This window comes from Acinetobacter sp. TG2027 (assembly GCF_000302435.1).
GTDB classification, from domain to species: Bacteria; Pseudomonadota; Gammaproteobacteria; order Pseudomonadales; family Moraxellaceae; genus Acinetobacter; species Acinetobacter pittii.
This window is the reverse complement of sequence record NZ_AMJN01000008.1, coordinates 123,548-142,748: the sequence shown is the minus strand read 5'-3', so window position 1 is coordinate 142,748 and position 19,201 is coordinate 123,548. Positions and strand designations below refer to the sequence as shown.

Here is a 19,201-nt window from a genome sequence, read left to right as displayed (position 1 = left end):
TTGCAGTTATTCAAGCTTTTTTAAACGATCGATAATATTTTCATACTCATTGTTGGTTCGGTTATAGGTCTTGGAAAGTGTTTCAAGTGTTTGTTTAACCCGATTAATATTATTTAGATTGTTTTCAATCAAAGCCTTATGACGCTCAGGAATCGGTTCTCCTTTTCTGAAATACTCCATTTCCTGACGCTTAAATAAAATTTTGTCTTGTTGTAATTGATTAAGTTGTTCCTGCTGATAATTAATTTGCTTTTTTATAGACACTAATGCCTGATCTCTTTTAATCGAAGCTGTCTTACTATTGCTATAAGCTTTTTTTAATTTGATATCTTGTTCTTTATGTCGCGCCAATAATGCCCGTTGACTTGATTGATTTAAATCAGCTTCAGCATTATAAGAATGGTTTCTTTTTATCACTTGCATATTACGATCTAGAGCTTCATAGCCATAACGAATATGAGCGGGTGTGACCGATGTACTAATATTGGCAATACCATGTTGATCATAATAACGATACCAAACCGCTTTAGGCGTATCGGCAATAGCAACACCAGAGGGTAAGAAAAAGAGTGATCCGAAGGAAATAATGCCTATAGATACAGACAAACAGTTCCTGTAAAAGGCATATTTCATCCTGTCATTCATTGAAAATCCCCAAAAAAGATAGCTAAGTCGCTTATTTTTAAATATTTAATCTTCATTATATTAATTATTATTTAGCTGAATAAAAATATAGTCATTATAAAAAAAATGATAATTTTAATTAAAGTGTGATGAGGTTAAAAGTTATTGTTTATAAATGAGAAAGTAGACAAAAATGCCTCATTGAAAATAGAACATGAGATATGTTAAAAATGCGTATAAATGTGTAAAAACAAATTTAAGTTAAATTGCATTTATATTTTATTTTTATGGGGATGGAAGATTAAATGGAAGATGCATTCCAAAATCTGAAAGTAATGGTGATTGATGACTCAAAAACCATTCGCCGTACAGCAGAAACCTTATTACAGCGTGAAGGCTGTGAAGTGATTACTGCTGTGGATGGATTTGAAGCTTTGTCCAAAATTGCAGAAGCAAATCCGGATATTGTTTTTGTCGATATCATGATGCCTCGTTTAGATGGTTATCAAACTTGTGCTTTGATAAAAAACTCTCAAAATTATCAGAACATTCCCGTTATCATGCTCTCTAGTAAAGATGGTTTATTTGATCAGGCAAAAGGGCGTGTGGTAGGTTCAGATGAATACTTGACGAAACCTTTTAGCAAAGATGAATTGTTAAACGCGATTCGTAATCATGTAAGTTCATAAACAATAAATTGAGGGCAAAAAAATGGCACGTATTCTCATTGTAGATGATTCACCAACAGAAACTTTTCGTTTTAAAGAAATCCTAACTAAACATGGTTATGACGTGCTTGAAGCATCAAATGGTGCAGATGGTGTAACTCTTGCAAAAGCAGAGCAACCAGATCTTGTATTGATGGATGTTGTAATGCCGGGTGTAAATGGTTTTCAGGCAACACGTCAGATTACTCGTGATGAAGACACTAAGCATATCCCTGTTGTGATTGTGAGTACTAAAGATCAGGCAACTGACCGTGTATGGGGCAAGCGTCAAGGTGCAATCGATTATTTGATTAAGCCAATCGAAGAAAATCAATTGATTGATGTAATTAAACAATTTCTAAATTAACTCATCCATCCATAAAAACATAAATAACGGGCATTTTGTACCCGTTTTATAGGATCGAGTATGGCAGCGAATGGATTTATCGAGTTACTTCGTTTGTCTAAACGGGGTAATAAGAATTACGCTTCAGTTCAAAATGAAGCACAGCGATGGTCAGGAATTGCTTTTGAAATGAGAGGGCAATACTTCGTCGCACCACTTGGGGAAGTGTCGGAAGTAATCTATCCACCAAAATATACACCAGTTCCAAATACCCAAAGTTGGGTAAAGGGATTGGCAAATATTCGAGGAAGATTACTTTCAGTGTCTGATTTGGCGCATTTTATTTTGGGGCAACGAAGTCCATTTTCGTCAACTCAAAAAGTATTATGTATTAGCCATCGCGACCAGTATGTGGGGTTGGTCGTGGATCAGGTTTTGGGGATTCAGCACTTTAATAAAAAAAGCTTTTTTTCTCAAAGCTTAGACTTAGAGGAAAATCTAAAAGAATATTGCCAAGGTTATTTTCATCAACATAACCAGCATTGGCATGTCTTTTTATTTAGTCGTTTATTGCAAAACCCACATTACATGAATGCATCGACAAAATTTATAAACTAATTTTTACGCTGTGAAAACAGAGTATTTTTCTGGGGAAAAGCTATGGGCTTTAAGCTTAAAAAGAAAGGCAGTAGTCGAGTTGCGTCCGAAAAATCGGGTGTCAATTTTATTGCAACAATCCAGTCAAAAATTGAGCAGTTTGCCAGTTTATTTGGGGAAAGTGAAAAGTCCAAGCCAATCCTATATGCGGCACTTTTATGTTTTGTGCTTGCATTAGTTTCTCTAGCCTATCTGTTCTATAACGTTCCACGTCATAACCAATTAATTCGAAGTCTCGGTGAGTTACGTTTGTTATCTCAAACGATTTCTAAACAAGCAACTGAAGCAACTGAGTCTGGCTCTCAAGAGGCAATCACCAAGCTACAGCAGTCTCAAAAAGACTTTAATGAAAACTTACTTGAGATTGAAAATATTCACGGTAAGTCGACTGATGAATATCAAAAAGTTCAAGTTATGTGGACTGAACTTTCAAAAAACATCGATTTGATTTCAGCACATCAAAAAGTCCTTAACCAGCTATATGACACCAACATCTCTATTAGCGAAACCGTTCCTGAGATTCAGGCAGAATATAACTTGATGGTTGACCAAATGGCGCGTCAAGGTTTGCCAAGTAGTCAGGTAATTATTGCTAAAAACCAGGTGTTTATTGCCGAACGTATTTTACGTTCTATTAACTCGGTATTAAGTGGTACTGATGGTAATGTATCGACTAGCGATTTTGGTGTAGACATTGATACGTTTGGTACGTATTTGAATGCTGAACTTAATGGTAATGCTGAATTGGGTGTTGATCGTATTGCAGATCCGGCTTTACGTGAATCATTAGAAAGTATTAAATCTGAATATGACAAAGTCTTAAAATCTGCTGCTGCCACGGTATTAAAAAATGGTAACCAGATTGTCAATGTTCGTCAGGCATCTTCTCAGATCTTCTCTAAATCAGATGTGATGTTAGATAACTTGGGGCATTTATCTGATGTAGCAAGAAAGAACTGGCTTACTTTATTGTTAGGTGCGGTGCTAATCAGTTCTTTAGCAGGCTTAATCTTCTCTGTATTTAAATTGATCACATTACGTAGTGTGATGGATAAGCAACGTGTTACTCGATTACAAGACGAATATGACCGTAACCAAAACGCGATTTTACGTTTACTTGATGAAATCGCCGATCTTGCAGATGGTGACTTACGTTCATATGCAACTGTATCTGAGGATTTTACGGGAGCGATTGCCGACTCGATTAACTTTGCGATTGACCAACTACGTGACCTTGTATCCCGTATTCATGAAACTTCTCAAGAAGTTGCTCGCTATACGCAAGATACGCAGAGTATTACGAACCAATTAGCAGAGGCGTCTGAGCATCAGGCTCAAGAAATTGCTGGTGCATCAACAGCAATGAATGAAATGGCGCAATCGATTGACCAAGTATCTTCAAATGCATCTGAGTCTGCTGAGGTAGCTGAGCGTTCGGTACAAATTGCCTCTAATGGTGCACAAGTGGTAAACCGTTCAATTGAAGGTATGGACACAATCCGTGAACAGATTCAAGAAACATCTAAACGTATTAAGCGATTGGGTGAGTCTTCACAAGAAATTGGTAACATCGTATCACTCATTAACGATATTGCCGACCAAACTAACATTCTTGCATTAAACGCAGCAATTCAAGCATCTATGGCTGGTGAAGCAGGTCGTGGTTTCGCCGTAGTTGCTGACGAAGTACAGCGTCTTGCAGAGCGTTCTGCATCGGCAACTAAACAGATCGAAACTCTGGTTAAAACAATTCAGACAGATACAAATGAAGCTGTTATTTCGATGGAGCAAACCACCACTGAAGTTGTGCGTGGTGCAAACTTGGCAAAAGACGCGGGTATTGCCTTGGATGAAATTCAAAAAGTATCGGGTGACTTGGCAAACTTAATTGCCAGCATTTCTGATGCAGCAAAACTTCAATCTGCATCTGCCAGCCATATTGCGACCACCATGACAGTCGTACAAGAAATTACTTCACAAACGACAACTGCAACCTTTGATACAGCACGCTCTGTTTCTGAACTAGCAAACATGGCAGAGTCATTACGTGAATCGGTAACGGACTTTAAATTACCTGATTAAATTGGGGATGAGAATAGCTGTTTCAGTACCGCTATTCTTCTAAAAAGTATTAACAACACCAGATAAATATTGGGGAAACAGCTATTTTTCTGGTGTTGACTCTGTCGTTTTTCTCCATTTAGGAGACAAGCAAAAGAAGCCTTTGCTATGAAAGAAATATTAAAAACTTTAACTGAAGCAATGATGCTACCGGAAGATAGCTACTCTCAACAAGACGATGAATTTCTTGAAATATTTGTCGAAGAAATTGAAGAAATTTTTGTTGAATTACAATCTTTGATTCACGAATGGATGCAATCTGAAAATGTTGCTACGCTTACTGAAATCCGCCGTCATTTTCATACATTGAAAGGTTCAGGGCGAATGATTGGTGCCAAATCTTCTGCTGAGCTTGCTTGGACTGTTGAAGATACGCTTAATCGGGTAATCAATCAGAGTCTCGGATTAACTCCTAACATCCAACAATATGTTCAGTTGGTATTTAAGTTCTATTTCTTTAAGTTAGTAGATGACTTCAAATCTAAAAAAAATCATACCCTAGACTTTAGGCCCCTAATTTTATTGGGACAACAATTACAGCAACAGCAAAGTATAGAACCCGCGTTAGACGAACTTTTATTATTATCAGATATTCTTACTGCTGAAACTCAAACCGGTTTAGAAGCGAATGACTTAGAACCAGAATCAACTGAAGTTTTAACTATTTCGACTCCAGAAGTTGCTATAGAAACTGAACAGACTCTTGCTGAAACCTTAATTTTATTTATGGAAGAAGCAGAAGAGCACTTAGCGACAATTGATCAGTTTTTGGAAAAAGAAATACATCAGCATGAAAGTTATAATGCTTTAATACGTGCGTTACATACATTACGTGGCAGCTCTGCCATGGCTCATGTAGAACCAATCTTTGAAGCTAGTACCAAAGTTGAGCATTTATTTAAAATACTATTACAAGAAGAGCTTTCTTCTCACTCTGAAGAAATTTCATTACTCCGTGATTATCGTCAGTTTATTCGAAATAGTTTAGATCTATTGGCTGCACATTGCTCTACTGAGCAATTGGAATCTGATTTACAGAAATTTAATCAGGTTTGGGATACTTACATGGAGCAGCATGGTGAGCATTCAAGCCCACTTATGCCTCCACATGGTTTAGTGTCTCAGCTATTACAGCTAAATGTTGCTGAATTACTTGATGCGGAATTAGACTTTGAGAAGGGAATACGTACAGAGTTTCCTCATTATCTTGAACGTTTAAGTGAACAAGCAGATGTTTTGCTGCAACACACTCAGTCGCAGGCAATGATTGGTTTATATGAATATACTAACCAGTTGAAAGAAAGCTACGACATATTGCTTGATCGACCTGATTTATTGCAATCAGATTATGTTTTTGAAATTTATCAAAAAGCGCACCAACAATTAATTCAGTTATTTGATGCATTAGCCGCAGGACAAAGAGTAAGTATCATTGAGCAACACCAAAATGTCTTGGACGAGCTAAAACTATATACTCAATATATTCCAAATCTTAATTCCGAATCTTTAGAAACTCATCAAGACGTTTTTGAACCATTGTTTAATGCTGAAGTTGAACAAACAGCGAATGATCCTCTGATAGAAAATGTATTCACTGATCAGGTCACCATAGGGCAGAGTGTACAACTAGATCGACAGTTTATTTCGTCTGAGCATGTAAACCGTCATTTTGATCCAGATCTTTTAGATATTTTTCTTGAAGAAGCCGATGAGTTGCTTGAGGGAATGGATACAGATCTTAATCTTTGGGTTGATGATCAAGAAAACTTTGCCGCTCTCAATAATCTGATGCGTTATTTGCATACCTTAAAAGGTGGGGCAAATATGATTCAGGCAACTTATATTGGTTTAATTGCACATGAGTTAGAAAGTATTTATGAGCGTTTAATTCAAAAACAGTTGGTAGCTTCGTCTGCTCTCATTGATTTTATTCGACTAGTTCAAGATGACTTGGCTGACCGTCTTCAAATAGTGCGTGAACAGCACCTAGATTATGCTGCTTCTCATACTATTCAAGCACTTAAAAATGCAGGTCAGGTATTTGATTCTCATATTAAAGAGAGCAAAACAGAACCTGAAACGTATGTTATACCTGAATTAAATTTTGAAGTATTACAACAAGAAGCGATAAATAATACGGTGTTAAACCTCAGTGAGTTAACTTCTGCTTCTGAGCAGATTGCTGAGTCTAGTAATCAACTTGTTGAGCAAACCGAATTACAAATTCTTTATGCTGATCACGATCAAAAAGAGAGTATCCCAGATCAAGATATTAATACTGTTGTCGAGCAGACATTCATGGAGGAAGCGGCCGAACTATTAGAAATGGCCGATCACTTATTAAAACAATGGTTCGAGCAACGTACTAACCGTAGTATCTTGCTTCAACTACAAAGGGCAGTACACAGCTTGAAAGGCGGTTCCCGTATGCTGGGACTTGAAACCGTGCAAGCGATTGCTTATCAACTTGAGAATGCTTTTGAACAATTTGCGCTTCATCATTTCAGCTCAAATATTTATGACAACTTATTAGAGAGTGCAGTTGTCTGGTTAAAAGAGGCAATTTTTAAACAAAATTATCAACACTTCGATGGGTTACAACAAAGTCTGGAAAATATCCAGTTCATTGAAACAGCAATACAAATTCCTAGTAAGTTAACTAGAACTGATCTATTCAGCACGGAACCTGTAATGAGTTTTGTGCAAGGTGACGGTACAGAACCACCGCCAATGATGGGTGAGTGGGAACAAGCACAACGCCTTGATCAAAATAATGAGATGATTCGAGTCTCGGCAGATTTAATTGAAAAAATGATTGATCTGTCTGGTGAAAATTCGATTAACCGTTCGCGAATTGAAATGGATTTAAGCCAATTTGGTCATACCTTAGCGGAAATGGAATTGGCTATTCAGCGACTTGCAGATCAGTTGCGTCGAATGGAAGGCGAATTAGAAACCCAAATTATTGCAAAACACGGTATTGAGAACTCACGTTATACGGAATTTGATCCTTTAGAGATGGACCAATATTCTTCATTAAATCAGTTATCAAAGTCTCTTGCCGAGTCTGCATCGGATTTAGTAGATTTTAAAAATACATTATCTGAAAAGATCAGAGACACTGAAGGTTTATTGGTACAGCAATCGCGTATTCAGGCTGAAATTCAAGAAGGTCTTATGCGAACACGCTTAGTACCATTTTCTCGATTGTTGCCTCGTCTGCAAAGAATTGTGAGGCAGACTTCTACCGCGTTAAATCGACCAGCAGAGCTTTTTGTTAATAATACAGAAGGTGAGCTAGACCGGACAATCCTAGAACGTTTGGTTACACCACTTGAGCACATGCTTAGAAATGCAATTGACCATGGACTAGAAGACCGTGCGCAACGTGAACAAGCTAAAAAACCAGAAACGGGACGTATTGAACTCAATATTCATCGTCAAGGTACAGATGTTGTAGTTACATTTAAGGATGATGGGCAAGGTATTGATATTGAGAAGGTTCGTCAAAAGGCGTTAATGTCTGGTTTGATTAATTCAGAGCAAGTATTAGAACATCAAGATATTTTACAGCTGATTTTCCATCCTGGTTTAAGTACGGCTGATCAAGTCACTCAGATCTCAGGTCGTGGCGTAGGGCTGGATGTAGTGCAAAGTGATATTAAGGCCTTAGGTGGCCATGTGAGTGTCGACTCTGTATATGGGCAGGGAACTGTCTTTACCATACGCGTTCCAACGACAGTAGCTGTTAGTGATGCTTTAATGGTTAAAGTTGCTGATCAGCAATTTGCAATCCCACTGGCTCAGATTGATCGAATTGTACGAGTTTCACCAGCATCATTAGAACAATATTTCGGAAGTGCACAAGAGCTCTTTGAATTTGAAAATAAGCGTTATCCATTACGTTATTTATCTGAGTTTGTTGGTAATCAACCAATTCCGCGCTTAAGTGGAATGATGTATTCATTACCAGTATTAATGATTAAGGCAAATAATGGACAAACCGTCGCATTATTAGTTGACCAACTGATTGGCTCACGCGCACAGATTGTAGTTAAGCCAATAGGACAACAATTCTCTAGCATTGGTGCGATTGCAGGAGCAACTATTTTAGGTGATGGCCAAGTTTGTCTAATTTTAGATGGACAAAATATTGCTCGCCAAATTCAATCTACTCGCCGACATAAATCGCTTAATGAAACTATCTATAGACAACGCGAGTCTGACGAGCGACGTCTTATCATGATTGTAGATGACTCGGTAACTGTACGTAAGGTGACGTCTCGCTTACTTGAACGTCAGGGCTATGATGTAGTTACAGCTAAAGATGGGGTTGATGCCATTGAGCAGTTGGAAAATATTAAACCAGATCTCATGTTACTTGATATTGAAATGCCGCGAATGGATGGCTTTGAGGTACTTAACCTCGTTCGACATCATGATCTACATCAAGATATGCCAGTGATTATGATTACATCACGAACTGGTGAAAAACACCGTGAACGAGCATTTACTTTAGGTGTGAACCAATACATGGGTAAACCTTTCCAAGAAGAAGACTTACTTCACAATATTGATGCGTTATTCATGACATCTGAAGGGGACTTGCCTAATGAAAAGTAATATAAGTACATCCTTAATTAATGAAATGGACCAGCAAGAGCTTCAGCATTTAATTACTGTCTCAACTGGTTTTATTGATGCATATATTATCGAGTGTCATCAGCAAGTGCCGATGCTATTGCCGCAAAATATAGTGTTATCTGCCATGGATGTTAAAAATGGTATCAAGCATATTGAATGGCATGATGTAAAACTCCCTGTTTATTCGGTTCACAACGAAATAGATTCTCGAGCAGTAGCTTTAGTCATTGAAAGCGAAGACGTTAGTCAACGTTTTGCACTTATGTGTAAATCGATGCCAGTTTCAGTGCGTCTGCGTATTTCTGAAGTCGTAGATGAAAATGAAGATATACAAGAGTCTTTACAGCACTCAACTGTATTTAAATATGTTCGTATGGACAATCAGCGCTACCATGTTCCTAATTTGCAATATATTCAAAATTCATTTCATCTATAAAAAAAGTAACTCATTTGAGTTATTTTTTTTAAAAAATAGGTAAAATTCTTTTAGAGAATATAAATTTATTTTAAAAATCATTGAAGCGCTTGCTTTATTTATATCGTAAATTTATATTTTATATGTATTTCAAATGCTAAAATATAAGAAATTACCAATATTTACTTTTAATAAAGTCTCATACTAAATTTTAAAAGGAGATAAATTGAAGTTATAGTTAAAGGATGAGCCTAATTTTATTATATTAATCATAGCAAAATAACCTAAAATAAAATCTTCTATAGCAGAAAATAAATGTCAATTCATAAAGAGCTACATATTTTAAAAACAGATGATCATGGTGAATTTGCTTTATGGGAAATTTCTAAAAGAAATAATTCTCTAATAAAAAAAGAAGCAATTTTCTTATCTCATGGTGCATTTTCGGATAAAACTGTTTGTATAGGCATTGCAGATTATTTGGCAAATCATGGTTATATTTGTTTTATTTTAGAGTGGCGAGGGCATGGTACTAGCCCAAAAACAGATATACCATTTAATTTTGAAACTGTTGCATTATATGAATATAAAACTGCATTTCATTATATTCACCATCATTTTAATATAACCTCTTTGCACTGTGTAACACACAGTGGTGGAGGGCTATGCTTAACCATGTTCTTAATTAATTATCCTGAATATTTAAAAAATATTCAAAGTATTACTTTTGTTGCTTGCCAAGCATTTGGAGCAGTAAATAATTCCTTTGATTTTATTAAATTGTTTTCTGCAAAATTAGTTGTAAAAGGTCTAGGTCAGATTCCTGCTAATAAATTTAAGTTGGGGCGAATAAATGAAACCTATTACACGATGCGTCCATGGTTTAATTGGAACTTAAAGGAAAATTTTATAAGTGAATTTAAAGATATAGATTATAAAAAATTTATGAGTTCTATTAGAGTTCCAATATATTCTATTTGCGGGACTGGCGATAAATTTATTGCCCCTGCTAAAGGATGCTATAAATATTTGCAAGCTTTTGAAAATGAAAATAATATATTTCGAGAATTTGGCTATTCCAATAGTAACTTAGAAAATTATTCTCATAGTCGAATTGTACTTAGCCAAAATGCTGCTAAAGAAGTCTGGCCAACTATATTGCAATGGATAGATAAGAATTCAAAAGCAGCTTTTTAAGCTCTTTATATTAAAACTAATTTTCTAGTTTTTGAATATAAATAATATTTAAAATTTTTAAAGAATGTACTGATACTTTAAATATAAAAAACGCCCCCAAAAGGGCGCTTTTTCAATTCATTAGATTTTAACTTTTACTTAGCTAACAAATTTTCCAAAATTTGCTCATAAATATCAGTTAGTGGATCAAGGTCTTGTACATCAACATGTTCGTTAATTTGATGAATTGTTGCGTTCAGAACACCTAACTCCAATACCTGGGCGCCTGTTGGAGCAATAAAACGGCCATCAGAAGTACCGCCACTCGTTGAAAGCTCAGTTTCAGTACCCGTTACGTTCAAAATAGCAGTTTGCGCTGCATTAACGAGTTCACCCACAGGTGTTAGGAATGGTAAACCAGAAAGATTCCAAACGATTTCGTACTGTAAACCGTGTTTATCTAAAATCTCATGCACACGTTGTTTAAGTTGTTCTGCTGTTACTTCTGTTGAATAACGGAAGTTAAAAGTAACTTCTAGTGCGCCAGGAATGACATTGGTTGCGCCAGTGCCAGCATGAATATTTGAAATCTGAAATGATGTTGCTGGGAAATATTCATTTCCATTATCCCAAACAGTTTGGCACAGTTCTGCTAAAGCTGGTGATGCTTCATGAATCGGATTACGCGCCAAGTGTGGATAAGCCACATGACCTTGCTTACCTTGAACTTTTAATACGGCATTAAGTGAACCACGACGACCATTTTTAACAATATCACCCAATTTATGAGTACTAGAAGGTTCGCCTACCAAACACCATGTCATCTTTTCGTTACGTTTTTCAAGAGTCTCAATCACTTTAACCGTACCGTTAATAGCAGGTCCTTCTTCATCAGAAGTAATTAGAAAAGCAATAGAACCCTTGTGATCAGGATGTTTTGCGACAAAACGTTCAGATGCAACGACCATAGCTGCAAGTGCTGTTTTCATATCGGCCGAACCACGGCCATATAATTTTCCATCGCGAATTTCAGGTGCAAACGGATCTGAATTCCATGCTTCTAACTTGCCTGTCGGAACTACGTCAGTATGACCGGCAAAACAAAATACAGGTTCTTCAGTTCCGCGACGCGCCCAAAGATTGTCAACCTCACCAAAACGCATCGGTTCAATATGAAAACCAATTTTGGCTAAACGGTCTGCCATGATGGTTTGGCATGTATGATCAATAGGAGTAACAGAAGGTTGTTGTAACAGTTCTAAGCTAAGCGAGAGAGTGTCTGAATGGTTCATACCGGAAATTGCGTGCTGATCAGGTGAAATATAGTCCGATATAATAGGCGAATCTCTAGGGGATGGGTACGTAAAAATAAAAAAACCTTATCGGAATGATAAGGTTTTTGAAGTAACAACTCTAACTTACATTTTATCTTGTGTTTTTTCAGCAGTATTTGTTACAGCATCACCTGCTTTAGAAACATCTTGCCCAAAACCTTTAAACGTATTACACCCTGTTAAAATAACAGCAACCATTACAGACGCAGCTAAAACTTTTTTCATCATTTTCTCCGTTTAAATTTAATAATGAAGTAAATTTAGATTAAAAAACAAACGGAAAAAGAAACATGACTGTTTAATAGTAAAAACGTTATAAAATGTTTCTAGAAGCTTAAAACTTATTGTTAATTAGCTTAATTTTTGCAGGTGAGGCTTAATGTTTAAGTACGAAGGATGTCTAAACATATAAAACAAAACCTCTTCACTATTTTTACAATATAGACCGTCTGTCCACCAATGTGCTGGATTTGAAGTCTGCTCTTTATTTGGACACAACCATTCGTGTCTTTCCAATCGATAAAAAGAAGAATGGGGAATGGTAGTCCCCCAATATCCCAAACGACGCTTTAAATTTATCCAGTCTGGTAGCGACTTTTGAAAATTTAGTTGAAGTGGTAGGTAGAGTTGTCCTTTTAAAACCGCAAAACGTTGTTGAATCCTAAAATTTAATGCCTCAGAAAATTGAAATTGCTTATTCGTAAAATGATAAAGTTTCTTGCTTAAAGTATCTTGACGGTTTAATCCAATCCATTGTTCTAAATGTAAGTCTGCCTCGCCCAAATAGTATTTTAACGCGACTTCCCAATGTTCAATTTGTTGAGTTTCTTTATTTAAAATTAAAAAATCTAGCTCACCTAAAGTTTTTGCTCCATCAATTTTTTGAATACTATGGCCTAATAGTTGGTAAGGATGATAATTATTCTCTTGTAGCCAGAACCAAAGTAAATTCTCAAAGCGTAAACCTAAGCGTGTACTTTTAAGTTGAGATAAAAACTGGATTAAAGGCTCTGGGGACTGATCGAGCTCTTTTAACCGTGGTAAATAATTTTGGAAATGCTCTTCCCATACTTCGGTTGGGTGCAGCTTAAAGTCGTGTTGTATAGAAAAACTTTTTGGTAATTGGCAAAGTAAATTTGGACTAGCAATACAAAAGGCCAGCTGTCGCACTATAGGATGTTGAAATTGAAGCCATGGTTCGAAATAGGAAGTTTTCACTGAGGCAATATTCATATATTTAATACTCGAAGTAATTCATCCTAATTTCATAAGGGATCAACAAACAATATTAGAAAAACACTTTATACTAACGCTAACAGCAGGTTAAGGTTTATATATGCGAACATTGTTCTGGCGCTCTTTGGTCGTGATTTTTATCACGCTAGGCATTATTGGAGCAATTTTACCAGGTATGCCCACAACAGTGTTTTTGATTCTAGCTGCATGGGCAGCTTCGAAAGGATGGCCACAAATGGATGATTGGTTATTAAACCATCCCAAATACGGCCCAACATTACGTGATTGGCGAGCCAATGGTACAGTACCACGTAAAGCCAAATGGATTGCAAGCATAATGATGGCAATCAGTGGCCTTATAATGCTATTTACTTCAGCACCGCTTTGGGTCAAGGTTTTTACTGATACTACCATGTTCATCGTTGCAGTTTGGTTATGGCTACGCCCTGAGCCAAAATTAAAAGATTGATAATCTTTTAATTTTGGCGCAAGACAAGCAGTGAAACTGCGCGTAGATAAGAGAAGATTGATAATCTTTTAATTTTGGCGCAAGACAAGTTCTTCATATAAATTTTTACTTAAACTCAAAGTATTTGAGTTGATATAAGAGAATAAGTTCAATGTCTCAATTTAAGCTCGAAGAAGCAGATGTCCTCATCGATTTAGCAAATCAAACATTAACTTTGCCTAAACATAATAAGTTTTATGTCATTTCTACCGGAAAGAACGGAATCGGTGAGCAAGAGAATACTGGTAGGACTCCACGTGGATGGCATAGGGTTGCAAAAAAAATTGGTGCACAAGCTCCTCAAAATGCGGTTTTTATTGCACGTAAGCCAACAGGGGAGGTCTATAGTAGTGAACTAGCAGCACAATTCCCTGAAAGAGATTGGATATTGTCACGTATTCTTTGGTTAGATGGCTTAGAAGAAGGCTTTAACAAAGGCGAAGGTCATGACACCATGCAGCGTTATATCTATATTCATGGCACACCTGATAAAGAACCGATGGGTGTTCCCATGTCACATGGATGTATTCGAATGCGTAATGAAGAAATCATTGAGTTGTTTGATTTAGTCGCTGAAAATGCGTTGGTTTATTTGTCTGAGCAATCTTTAACCTAAAATAAGATTTTAAAAATTCTTATTTAATTAGCTGAATGATCAAAATATTAAAATAAGTGCTTAAATAAAATACAAAAAATTGTTTTTTACTTAATAATGACTTATTTTTAATCATTCATTCGCATTTTTTTGAAAAGTTGTCGAAAAGCGTTTGACACCTGTTAAAGATTCTCTATAATGCACCTCACAAACGATGAAGACGTTAAGGGCGCTTAGCTCAGTTGGTAGAGCGTCTGCCTTACAAGCAGAATGTCGGCGGTTCGATCCCGTCAGCGCCCACCAAGCCTTTACGTTAAGCTCTCAAGTGCAGCGGTAGTTCAGTTGGTTAGAATACCGGCCTGTCACGCCGGGGGTCGCGGGTTCGAGCCCCGTCCGCTGCGCCACTTAAGACTTAACATCGTTTACCCCACAATTTCGATATTGTGAAAGTGCAGCGGTAGTTCAGTTGGTTAGAATACCGGCCTGTCACGCCGGGGGTCGCGGGTTCGAGCCCCGTCCGCTGCGCCATTCTCTTGATTCCCTTGTCTAGAGAATGTAGAGTATAAAGATACATTCGCTATCTTTTCTCATTAAGGGCGCTTAGCTCAGTTGGTAGAGCGTCTGCCTTACAAGCAGAATGTCGGCGGTTCGATCCCGTCAGCGCCCACCATATATGTGACCATACTTTATTTTAAAGTATTGTAGTGCAGCGGTAGTTCAGTTGGTTAGAATACCGGCCTGTCACGCCGGGGGTCGCGGGTTCGAGCCCCGTCCGCTGCGCCACTTTTCAGTTCGGGTTGTGTTTGGAAGAAGATTTGAGATGTAAAAGTTTTAAATCGAAAAATTAATAATTTATTAGTTTTTTCTTCTTGGGGCGCTTAGCTCAGTTGGTAGAGCGTCTGCCTTACAAGCAGAATGTCGGCGGTTCGATCCCGTCAGCGCCCACCATAATTTTTATCAGAAATTTAAAATCCCCTAAATTCATATTCATCTATAAATATCCTATACTTACATGTAAATTTATTTACTACGTGACTCAGTGTAGATACAACGTTTCTATTCTAAAATTAAAGTCCTTATATCTTTAAGTTATTCTTTTTATTGATCGCTAGTTTTTAATTTTTTAGCATTAGTGTTTTTTCTCTTGCTGTTGATGGGCTTCCTCCTCCTTATTAAATTTCTTTATTAGTGGCTAAAGATAAGAATCTAACTTGCAATTTATGATCTTCATCTTAGATCAACTTTGTATTTGTACCGATCACTAATATTTTCACAAATAAAAAAACTGCTATTTTTTAAATAGCAGTTTTTTTATTAAATTATTTTTAATATTCGTTTAAAAGCCATCCACTTGCATATGCGAAATATTCACGTAACCATGCATTGTAGCGAGTAGCTAATGGTGTCTCGGCCGCTACCCCATAAATTTGGGTATAGCCCTGTTTTTTTGCAATTGCTATTGCTCGAGGAATATGAAAATCACTTGTCACAATAGCAATTGGCTGGTCTAAGGTAATGTGGTGCTGTTCTAATAAGGGTTTACTATTTTTTAAGTTAAGCTCTGTGCTGGTGCTTTTATCTTCAAGGATCATTTGATCTTTTGCGATATGATACTTTTGTTCAAGATAACGAGACATAACCAATGCTTCGCTTTCTTTTTCTGAAAAATCAAGACCACCTGTTAGAACAATCTGTGCTTGCTGCTGTTTTAGGGCTAGAGGGGCGGCCGTATCTAAACGTTTTGCAAGAATTGTGGATGGCTGACCATTCTCAACACCGCTTCCTAAGACAATAATTGCTTTTACTGGAGGAATATTATTTGAAGTATCTTTATTTTCTTTAATAAAGCTAAAAAAATAGCCTAAGCCAATTAACCATATCCAGAAGCATAACCATCCAAAACGCCAAAGTGTGTGTAAGCGATAGTGATAGAAGAAAAAGCGTTCTAAATGATAATAAAATAAGGAATATAGGCAGAGGAAAGCACCTAAAATTAAAGGAATAACGGTGCCTACATTAATTTTATTGAGACAAATTAGAACTAATCCATCTAGAAATAAAATCGAACCAATGATTGCTAGGAAAATACGGATCCACTTACTGACTTGCATTGTGCTTAGAGTTGCAATTTAAATTGCAGACAGTGTATGCAAAATCATTCTGAATGCAATAAAAAAACCGAGTAAAGCATTTAAGCTATTACTCGGTTTTAGTTTTTATTGATCTTTAATAAACATCACGGCGGTAACGACCTTGTTGTCTTAAATCATCTACCTGTTCTTCACCCAGAATTTCGATAAGTGCTTGATCGACTCCACTTGCCATACCATCAATACTACCGCATACATACAGAACAGCACCGCGTTCTACCCAGCTTACTAATTCTGCTGCGTTCTGACGGATTACATCTTGAACATACATGCGTTGTGCTTGATCTCTCGAAAATGCTAAATCGAGGCGCTTTAACATTCCTGTGGTTTTCCATGCTTCAATGGTCGATTCATAGAAGAAATCACATGCTCTTTGACGTTCGCCAAAGATTAACCAGTTTTCAGTGTAATCATGACGCGTACGGGTGTGTAATAGGCTCATTAAGCCAGCAATACCTGTTCCGTTACCAATACAAATAATAGGGCGGTTATCATCAATAAGATGGAATGATTCATTGGTACGAATACGCAAAGCAATTTCATTATTAACTTGGGTATGTTGAGTCAGCCAACCCGAACCTAAACCTAAATTACCAGAAGCATCATATTGTTGACGAACAACCAAACGAAGGACTTGCTGAGACGGAATGCTCGCAATCGAATACTCTCGCGTTGGTAGAGTAGGGAGCTGCTCTAATAAATGATCCAGATTGGCAAATGGTTCAATTTCACCAGTTAAATCTTTATTCCAAAGCGCTTTTTCGATTGAAATCTGTAGTGAATCAACTTTTGAATTTTTAAGAATATGATGCTTTTGCAAAAAAGCGTGAATACGTTCAGGACTATTACCAGGCTGGATTTCAGCAATATCACCCGCTTGCCATATCGCCTCATGATTTGCTTTAAGTTCAATATTATAAGCAGGCTGACCTAAGCTATTTGGATTGAGTAAATCACGTTGCTGCAATGTCCAACTATCAAATACTTTTTCCAGATTTACAGCATGTAAATCTAATTTGGTTGCTTTAGCGAGAGATTGATTCCAATTTTGAATATCCGATGGGTTTGCATTATCAACTTCAATTGTATTGAAGAGAGCATGGGCACCATTTGCTTTAAGCCAAGCATCTACTGCATGGCCAAAACTACAATAAGTGTCTGGATATTCTTTAGAGCCCAGCGCTAGAACAGCATAGTTGATGTGCTTAAGATCCACATTCAATTTTAAAAGTTTCTTAGCAAAGCTCGTAGCAAGATCAGGAGCATCACCAGTACCATAAGTACTGATCACAAATAAAACCTGTTGATGTTGCTCTAAATCAGTTTGTGTTAGCTGCTGTACAGGTTTTACCTGAACAGGTTGATGAGCCTCTTGTAAACTTGTTGCCGTACTCCAAGCGAGTTGTTCAGCTACGCCGGTTTGAGTTGCATAAGTAATAAGCCAAGGCTTTGCATTTGGATCAATGTATTGTCCTGCTAAAGACTGACGAGCCGCCTGTGTTAATTTTTTCTGTTTACGGCGTTTAAGATACAGCATCCACCCAGTAACCAAGAACAAAGGCATTGCTAAAGAAGCAAGCATTGCAACGAATTGATAAATTGGTCCAAAGAAGCTACCGCGGTGTACGGGTAACATGCTGCTCATAATCTTTTGATTAAGCTTTTTGTCTTCGTAAAGCTCCATCTTTTCGATGTTGCCAGTTTGATAATTATATATGGCTTGGTTACGTGCCCGTTCGTGTTGTGGGGTAGCATCGACAAAGCTTAACTCAATTTTTCCATCATCTTTTTTCGGTAAGCTTAATGTTAGAGTCGAATAATCACGTCCAACCTGACTATTGAAGCCACTCCATGTTTGATTAAGTGCTGTAATGAGTTGAGTATTATCTAATTGAGGCTCTGATTTTTTATCATTATTACGGTCAGATTGTTTACCTTGCTGCATTCCACGATTTTGATTTTGAGGAGCAGCGCCATGATCTTGTCGTTTAGGTTGTTCAACTCCCATCACTTTGAACATGCCACTACGCCACCAATCATAAGACCAATATAGTCCTGTACATGCGAAAAGAAGATAAAAAACAATGACCCATGTGCCGACAACAGCATGTAGATCCCAAATAAAATTCCGGCCTTTGAGTTTCGGTTTAATAGCCAACCATTGACGAGCAGAATGCTTTTTAGGCCAACGTAAATATAACCCACTGAGTACGAAGTAAATTAGCATGAGTGCGCAGGCACCAGTAATTTGTTTACCAACTTCACCTGCTGTTAAATTACGATGAATTTGTTGTATGAGTAACAACAATTTTCGGCCTTTAACATCTGGAAGAACCTCAGCGTTATAAGGGTTCACCATCATATTATAGCCACGGCGTTCACCTTCTTTTTCAATATTTACAATAGAAGAAGAGGTGGGGTCCTTGGCAATCGTAATGCTATTAATTTTGATTTCAGGTTGGGTTGTATTGAAATGTTGATATAGCTGAGCAGGAGTTAATTTTGGAGTGTTTTCAGCTTGTACAACATAACTATCAGAATTCACCCATTTTAAAATTTGTTGGTCATAAGAATAAATTGCACCTGTAACACCCATAATGGATAAGATGAGGCCAGCAGTAATACCCAGAAACCAATGAATTTGAAATAAAATTTTTTTAAACATGGTCGAAAATGTAAATATGATGG

15 protein-coding genes and 6 tRNA genes are annotated in these 19,201 nt (G+C 37.1%); 15 read left to right on the top strand and 6 right to left on the bottom strand.

Going from position 1 to position 19,201, the window contains the following annotated elements; all coding sequences use genetic code 11:
- Positions 1 to 6 precede the first annotated feature (6 nt).
- A complete protein-coding gene (locus B806_RS0103730; RefSeq protein ID WP_017385895.1) occupies positions 7 to 645 on the bottom strand; it encodes a hypothetical protein in 639 nt (212 codons plus the stop codon).
- A gap of 284 nt (positions 646 to 929) precedes the next feature.
- Here B806_RS0103730 and pilG point away from each other — a divergent pair, with 284 nt between their 5' ends.
- From pilG to B806_RS0103695, 7 genes are all read left to right on the top strand, one after another.
- Positions 930 to 1,313: a twitching motility response regulator PilG gene (gene pilG / locus B806_RS0103725; RefSeq protein WP_000389061.1), complete on the top strand. Its 384-nt coding sequence runs from the start codon at positions 930 to 932 to the stop codon at positions 1,311 to 1,313.
- A gap of 22 nt (positions 1,314 to 1,335) precedes the next feature.
- Positions 1,336 to 1,698, top strand: a complete 363-nt coding sequence (locus tag B806_RS0103720) for a response regulator (protein ID WP_002116220.1) — start codon at positions 1,336 to 1,338, stop codon at positions 1,696 to 1,698.
- A 60-nt stretch (positions 1,699 to 1,758) separates the two neighbouring features.
- Complete coding sequence (locus B806_RS0103715) at positions 1,759 to 2,295, top strand: chemotaxis protein CheW (RefSeq protein ID WP_017402633.1); 537 nt, start codon at positions 1,759 to 1,761, stop codon at positions 2,293 to 2,295.
- A 42-nt stretch (positions 2,296 to 2,337) separates the two neighbouring features.
- Positions 2,338 to 4,416 (top strand): methyl-accepting chemotaxis protein, encoded by a 2,079-nt coding sequence (locus B806_RS0103710; protein ID WP_005072794.1) that lies wholly within the window; start codon positions 2,338 to 2,340, stop codon positions 4,414 to 4,416.
- Between the two features lie 147 nt (positions 4,417 to 4,563).
- The gene (locus B806_RS0103705; protein WP_017385893.1) at positions 4,564 to 9,078 is read left to right on the top strand and encodes a hybrid sensor histidine kinase/response regulator; all 4,515 of its coding nucleotides are present in this window, start codon (positions 4,564 to 4,566) and stop codon (positions 9,076 to 9,078) included.
- Positions 9,068 to 9,535: a hypothetical protein gene (locus B806_RS0103700; protein ID WP_017385892.1), complete on the top strand. Its 468-nt coding sequence runs from the start codon at positions 9,068 to 9,070 to the stop codon at positions 9,533 to 9,535. The genes B806_RS0103705 and B806_RS0103700 overlap by 11 nt, the downstream gene beginning before the upstream one ends.
- 294 nt (positions 9,536 to 9,829) lie before the next feature.
- Positions 9,830 to 10,711: an alpha/beta fold hydrolase gene (locus B806_RS0103695; RefSeq protein WP_017385891.1), complete on the top strand. Its 882-nt coding sequence runs from the start codon at positions 9,830 to 9,832 to the stop codon at positions 10,709 to 10,711.
- A gap of 134 nt (positions 10,712 to 10,845) precedes the next feature.
- On the opposite strand, the gene dapE is transcribed toward B806_RS0103695, so the two are convergent.
- The 3 genes from dapE to B806_RS0103680 form a co-directional block, all read right to left on the bottom strand.
- Complete coding sequence (gene dapE, locus B806_RS0103690) at positions 10,846 to 11,982, bottom strand: succinyl-diaminopimelate desuccinylase (protein WP_005064372.1); 1,137 nt, start codon at positions 11,980 to 11,982, stop codon at positions 10,846 to 10,848.
- A gap of 126 nt (positions 11,983 to 12,108) precedes the next feature.
- Entirely contained in the window at positions 12,109 to 12,252 is a 144-nt protein-coding gene (locus B806_RS0103685; protein WP_014207555.1) for an entericidin A/B family lipoprotein, read from the bottom strand.
- 123 nt (positions 12,253 to 12,375) lie between these two features.
- Positions 12,376 to 13,257: a DUF1853 family protein gene (locus B806_RS0103680; protein ID WP_017402632.1), complete on the bottom strand. Its 882-nt coding sequence runs from the start codon at positions 13,255 to 13,257 to the stop codon at positions 12,376 to 12,378.
- A gap of 103 nt (positions 13,258 to 13,360) precedes the next feature.
- Between B806_RS0103680 and B806_RS0103675 the strand changes: the two genes are divergently transcribed.
- The 8 genes from B806_RS0103675 (at position 13,361) to B806_RS0103640 (ending at position 15,311) form a co-directional block, all read left to right on the top strand.
- Complete coding sequence (locus B806_RS0103675; protein ID WP_017400240.1) at positions 13,361 to 13,729, top strand: YbaN family protein; 369 nt, start codon at positions 13,361 to 13,363, stop codon at positions 13,727 to 13,729.
- Positions 13,730 to 13,880: 151 nt separating this feature from the next.
- Complete coding sequence (gene elsL, locus B806_RS0103670; RefSeq protein ID WP_017402631.1) at positions 13,881 to 14,384, top strand: cell wall-recycling L,D-carboxypeptidase ElsL; 504 nt, start codon at positions 13,881 to 13,883, stop codon at positions 14,382 to 14,384.
- 206 nt (positions 14,385 to 14,590) lie between these two features.
- Positions 14,591 to 14,666, top strand: a tRNA-Val gene (locus tag B806_RS0103665).
- A 24-nt stretch (positions 14,667 to 14,690) separates the two neighbouring features.
- Positions 14,691 to 14,767 (top strand) — tRNA-Asp (locus tag B806_RS0103660).
- 47 nt (positions 14,768 to 14,814) lie between these two features.
- A tRNA-Asp gene (locus tag B806_RS0103655) sits at positions 14,815 to 14,891 on the top strand.
- 66 nt (positions 14,892 to 14,957) lie between these two features.
- Positions 14,958 to 15,033: transfer RNA gene (locus tag B806_RS0103650), tRNA-Val, on the top strand.
- 36 nt (positions 15,034 to 15,069) lie between these two features.
- Positions 15,070 to 15,146, top strand: a tRNA-Asp gene (locus B806_RS0103645).
- An 89-nt stretch (positions 15,147 to 15,235) separates the two neighbouring features.
- Positions 15,236 to 15,311 (top strand) — tRNA-Val (locus B806_RS0103640).
- A 377-nt stretch (positions 15,312 to 15,688) separates the two neighbouring features.
- Here B806_RS0103640 and B806_RS0103635 read toward each other — a convergent pair.
- Together B806_RS0103635 and B806_RS0103630 are read right to left on the bottom strand one after the other, a co-directional pair.
- Positions 15,689 to 16,474, bottom strand: a complete 786-nt coding sequence (locus B806_RS0103635; RefSeq protein ID WP_017402630.1) for a YdcF family protein — start codon at positions 16,472 to 16,474, stop codon at positions 15,689 to 15,691.
- A gap of 115 nt (positions 16,475 to 16,589) precedes the next feature.
- Complete coding sequence (locus B806_RS0103630) at positions 16,590 to 19,178, bottom strand: sulfite reductase flavoprotein subunit alpha (RefSeq protein ID WP_017385938.1); 2,589 nt, start codon at positions 19,176 to 19,178, stop codon at positions 16,590 to 16,592.
- Positions 19,179 to 19,201 lie beyond the last annotated feature (23 nt).

What these genes read in the sequence shown, in the direction of transcription:
- B806_RS0103730 (WP_017385895.1), bottom strand. Translation starts at nt 645, where the DNA reads ATGAATGACAGGATGAAATATGCCTTTTACAGGAACTGTTTGTCTGTA.
- pilG (WP_000389061.1), top strand. Translation starts at nt 930, where the DNA reads ATGGAAGATGCATTCCAAAATCTGAAAGTAATGGTGATTGATGACTCA.
- B806_RS0103720 (WP_002116220.1), top strand. Translation starts at nt 1,336, where the DNA reads ATGGCACGTATTCTCATTGTAGATGATTCACCAACAGAAACTTTTCGT.
- B806_RS0103715 (WP_017402633.1), top strand. Translation starts at nt 1,759, where the DNA reads ATGGCAGCGAATGGATTTATCGAGTTACTTCGTTTGTCTAAACGGGGT.
- B806_RS0103710 (WP_005072794.1), top strand. Translation starts at nt 2,338, where the DNA reads ATGGGCTTTAAGCTTAAAAAGAAAGGCAGTAGTCGAGTTGCGTCCGAA.
- B806_RS0103705 (WP_017385893.1), top strand. Translation starts at nt 4,564, where the DNA reads ATGAAAGAAATATTAAAAACTTTAACTGAAGCAATGATGCTACCGGAA.
- B806_RS0103700 (WP_017385892.1), top strand. Translation starts at nt 9,068, where the DNA reads ATGAAAAGTAATATAAGTACATCCTTAATTAATGAAATGGACCAGCAA.
- B806_RS0103695 (WP_017385891.1), top strand. Translation starts at nt 9,830, where the DNA reads ATGTCAATTCATAAAGAGCTACATATTTTAAAAACAGATGATCATGGT.
- dapE (WP_005064372.1), bottom strand. Translation starts at nt 11,982, where the DNA reads ATGAACCATTCAGACACTCTCTCGCTTAGCTTAGAACTGTTACAACAA.
- B806_RS0103685 (WP_014207555.1), bottom strand. Translation starts at nt 12,252, where the DNA reads ATGATGAAAAAAGTTTTAGCTGCGTCTGTAATGGTTGCTGTTATTTTA.
- B806_RS0103680 (WP_017402632.1), bottom strand. Translation starts at nt 13,257, where the DNA reads ATGAATATTGCCTCAGTGAAAACTTCCTATTTCGAACCATGGCTTCAA.
- B806_RS0103675 (WP_017400240.1), top strand. Translation starts at nt 13,361, where the DNA reads ATGCGAACATTGTTCTGGCGCTCTTTGGTCGTGATTTTTATCACGCTA.
- elsL (WP_017402631.1), top strand. Translation starts at nt 13,881, where the DNA reads ATGTCTCAATTTAAGCTCGAAGAAGCAGATGTCCTCATCGATTTAGCA.
- B806_RS0103635 (WP_017402630.1), bottom strand. Translation starts at nt 16,474, where the DNA reads ATGCAAGTCAGTAAGTGGATCCGTATTTTCCTAGCAATCATTGGTTCG.
- B806_RS0103630 (WP_017385938.1), bottom strand. Translation starts at nt 19,178, where the DNA reads ATGTTTAAAAAAATTTTATTTCAAATTCATTGGTTTCTGGGTATTACT.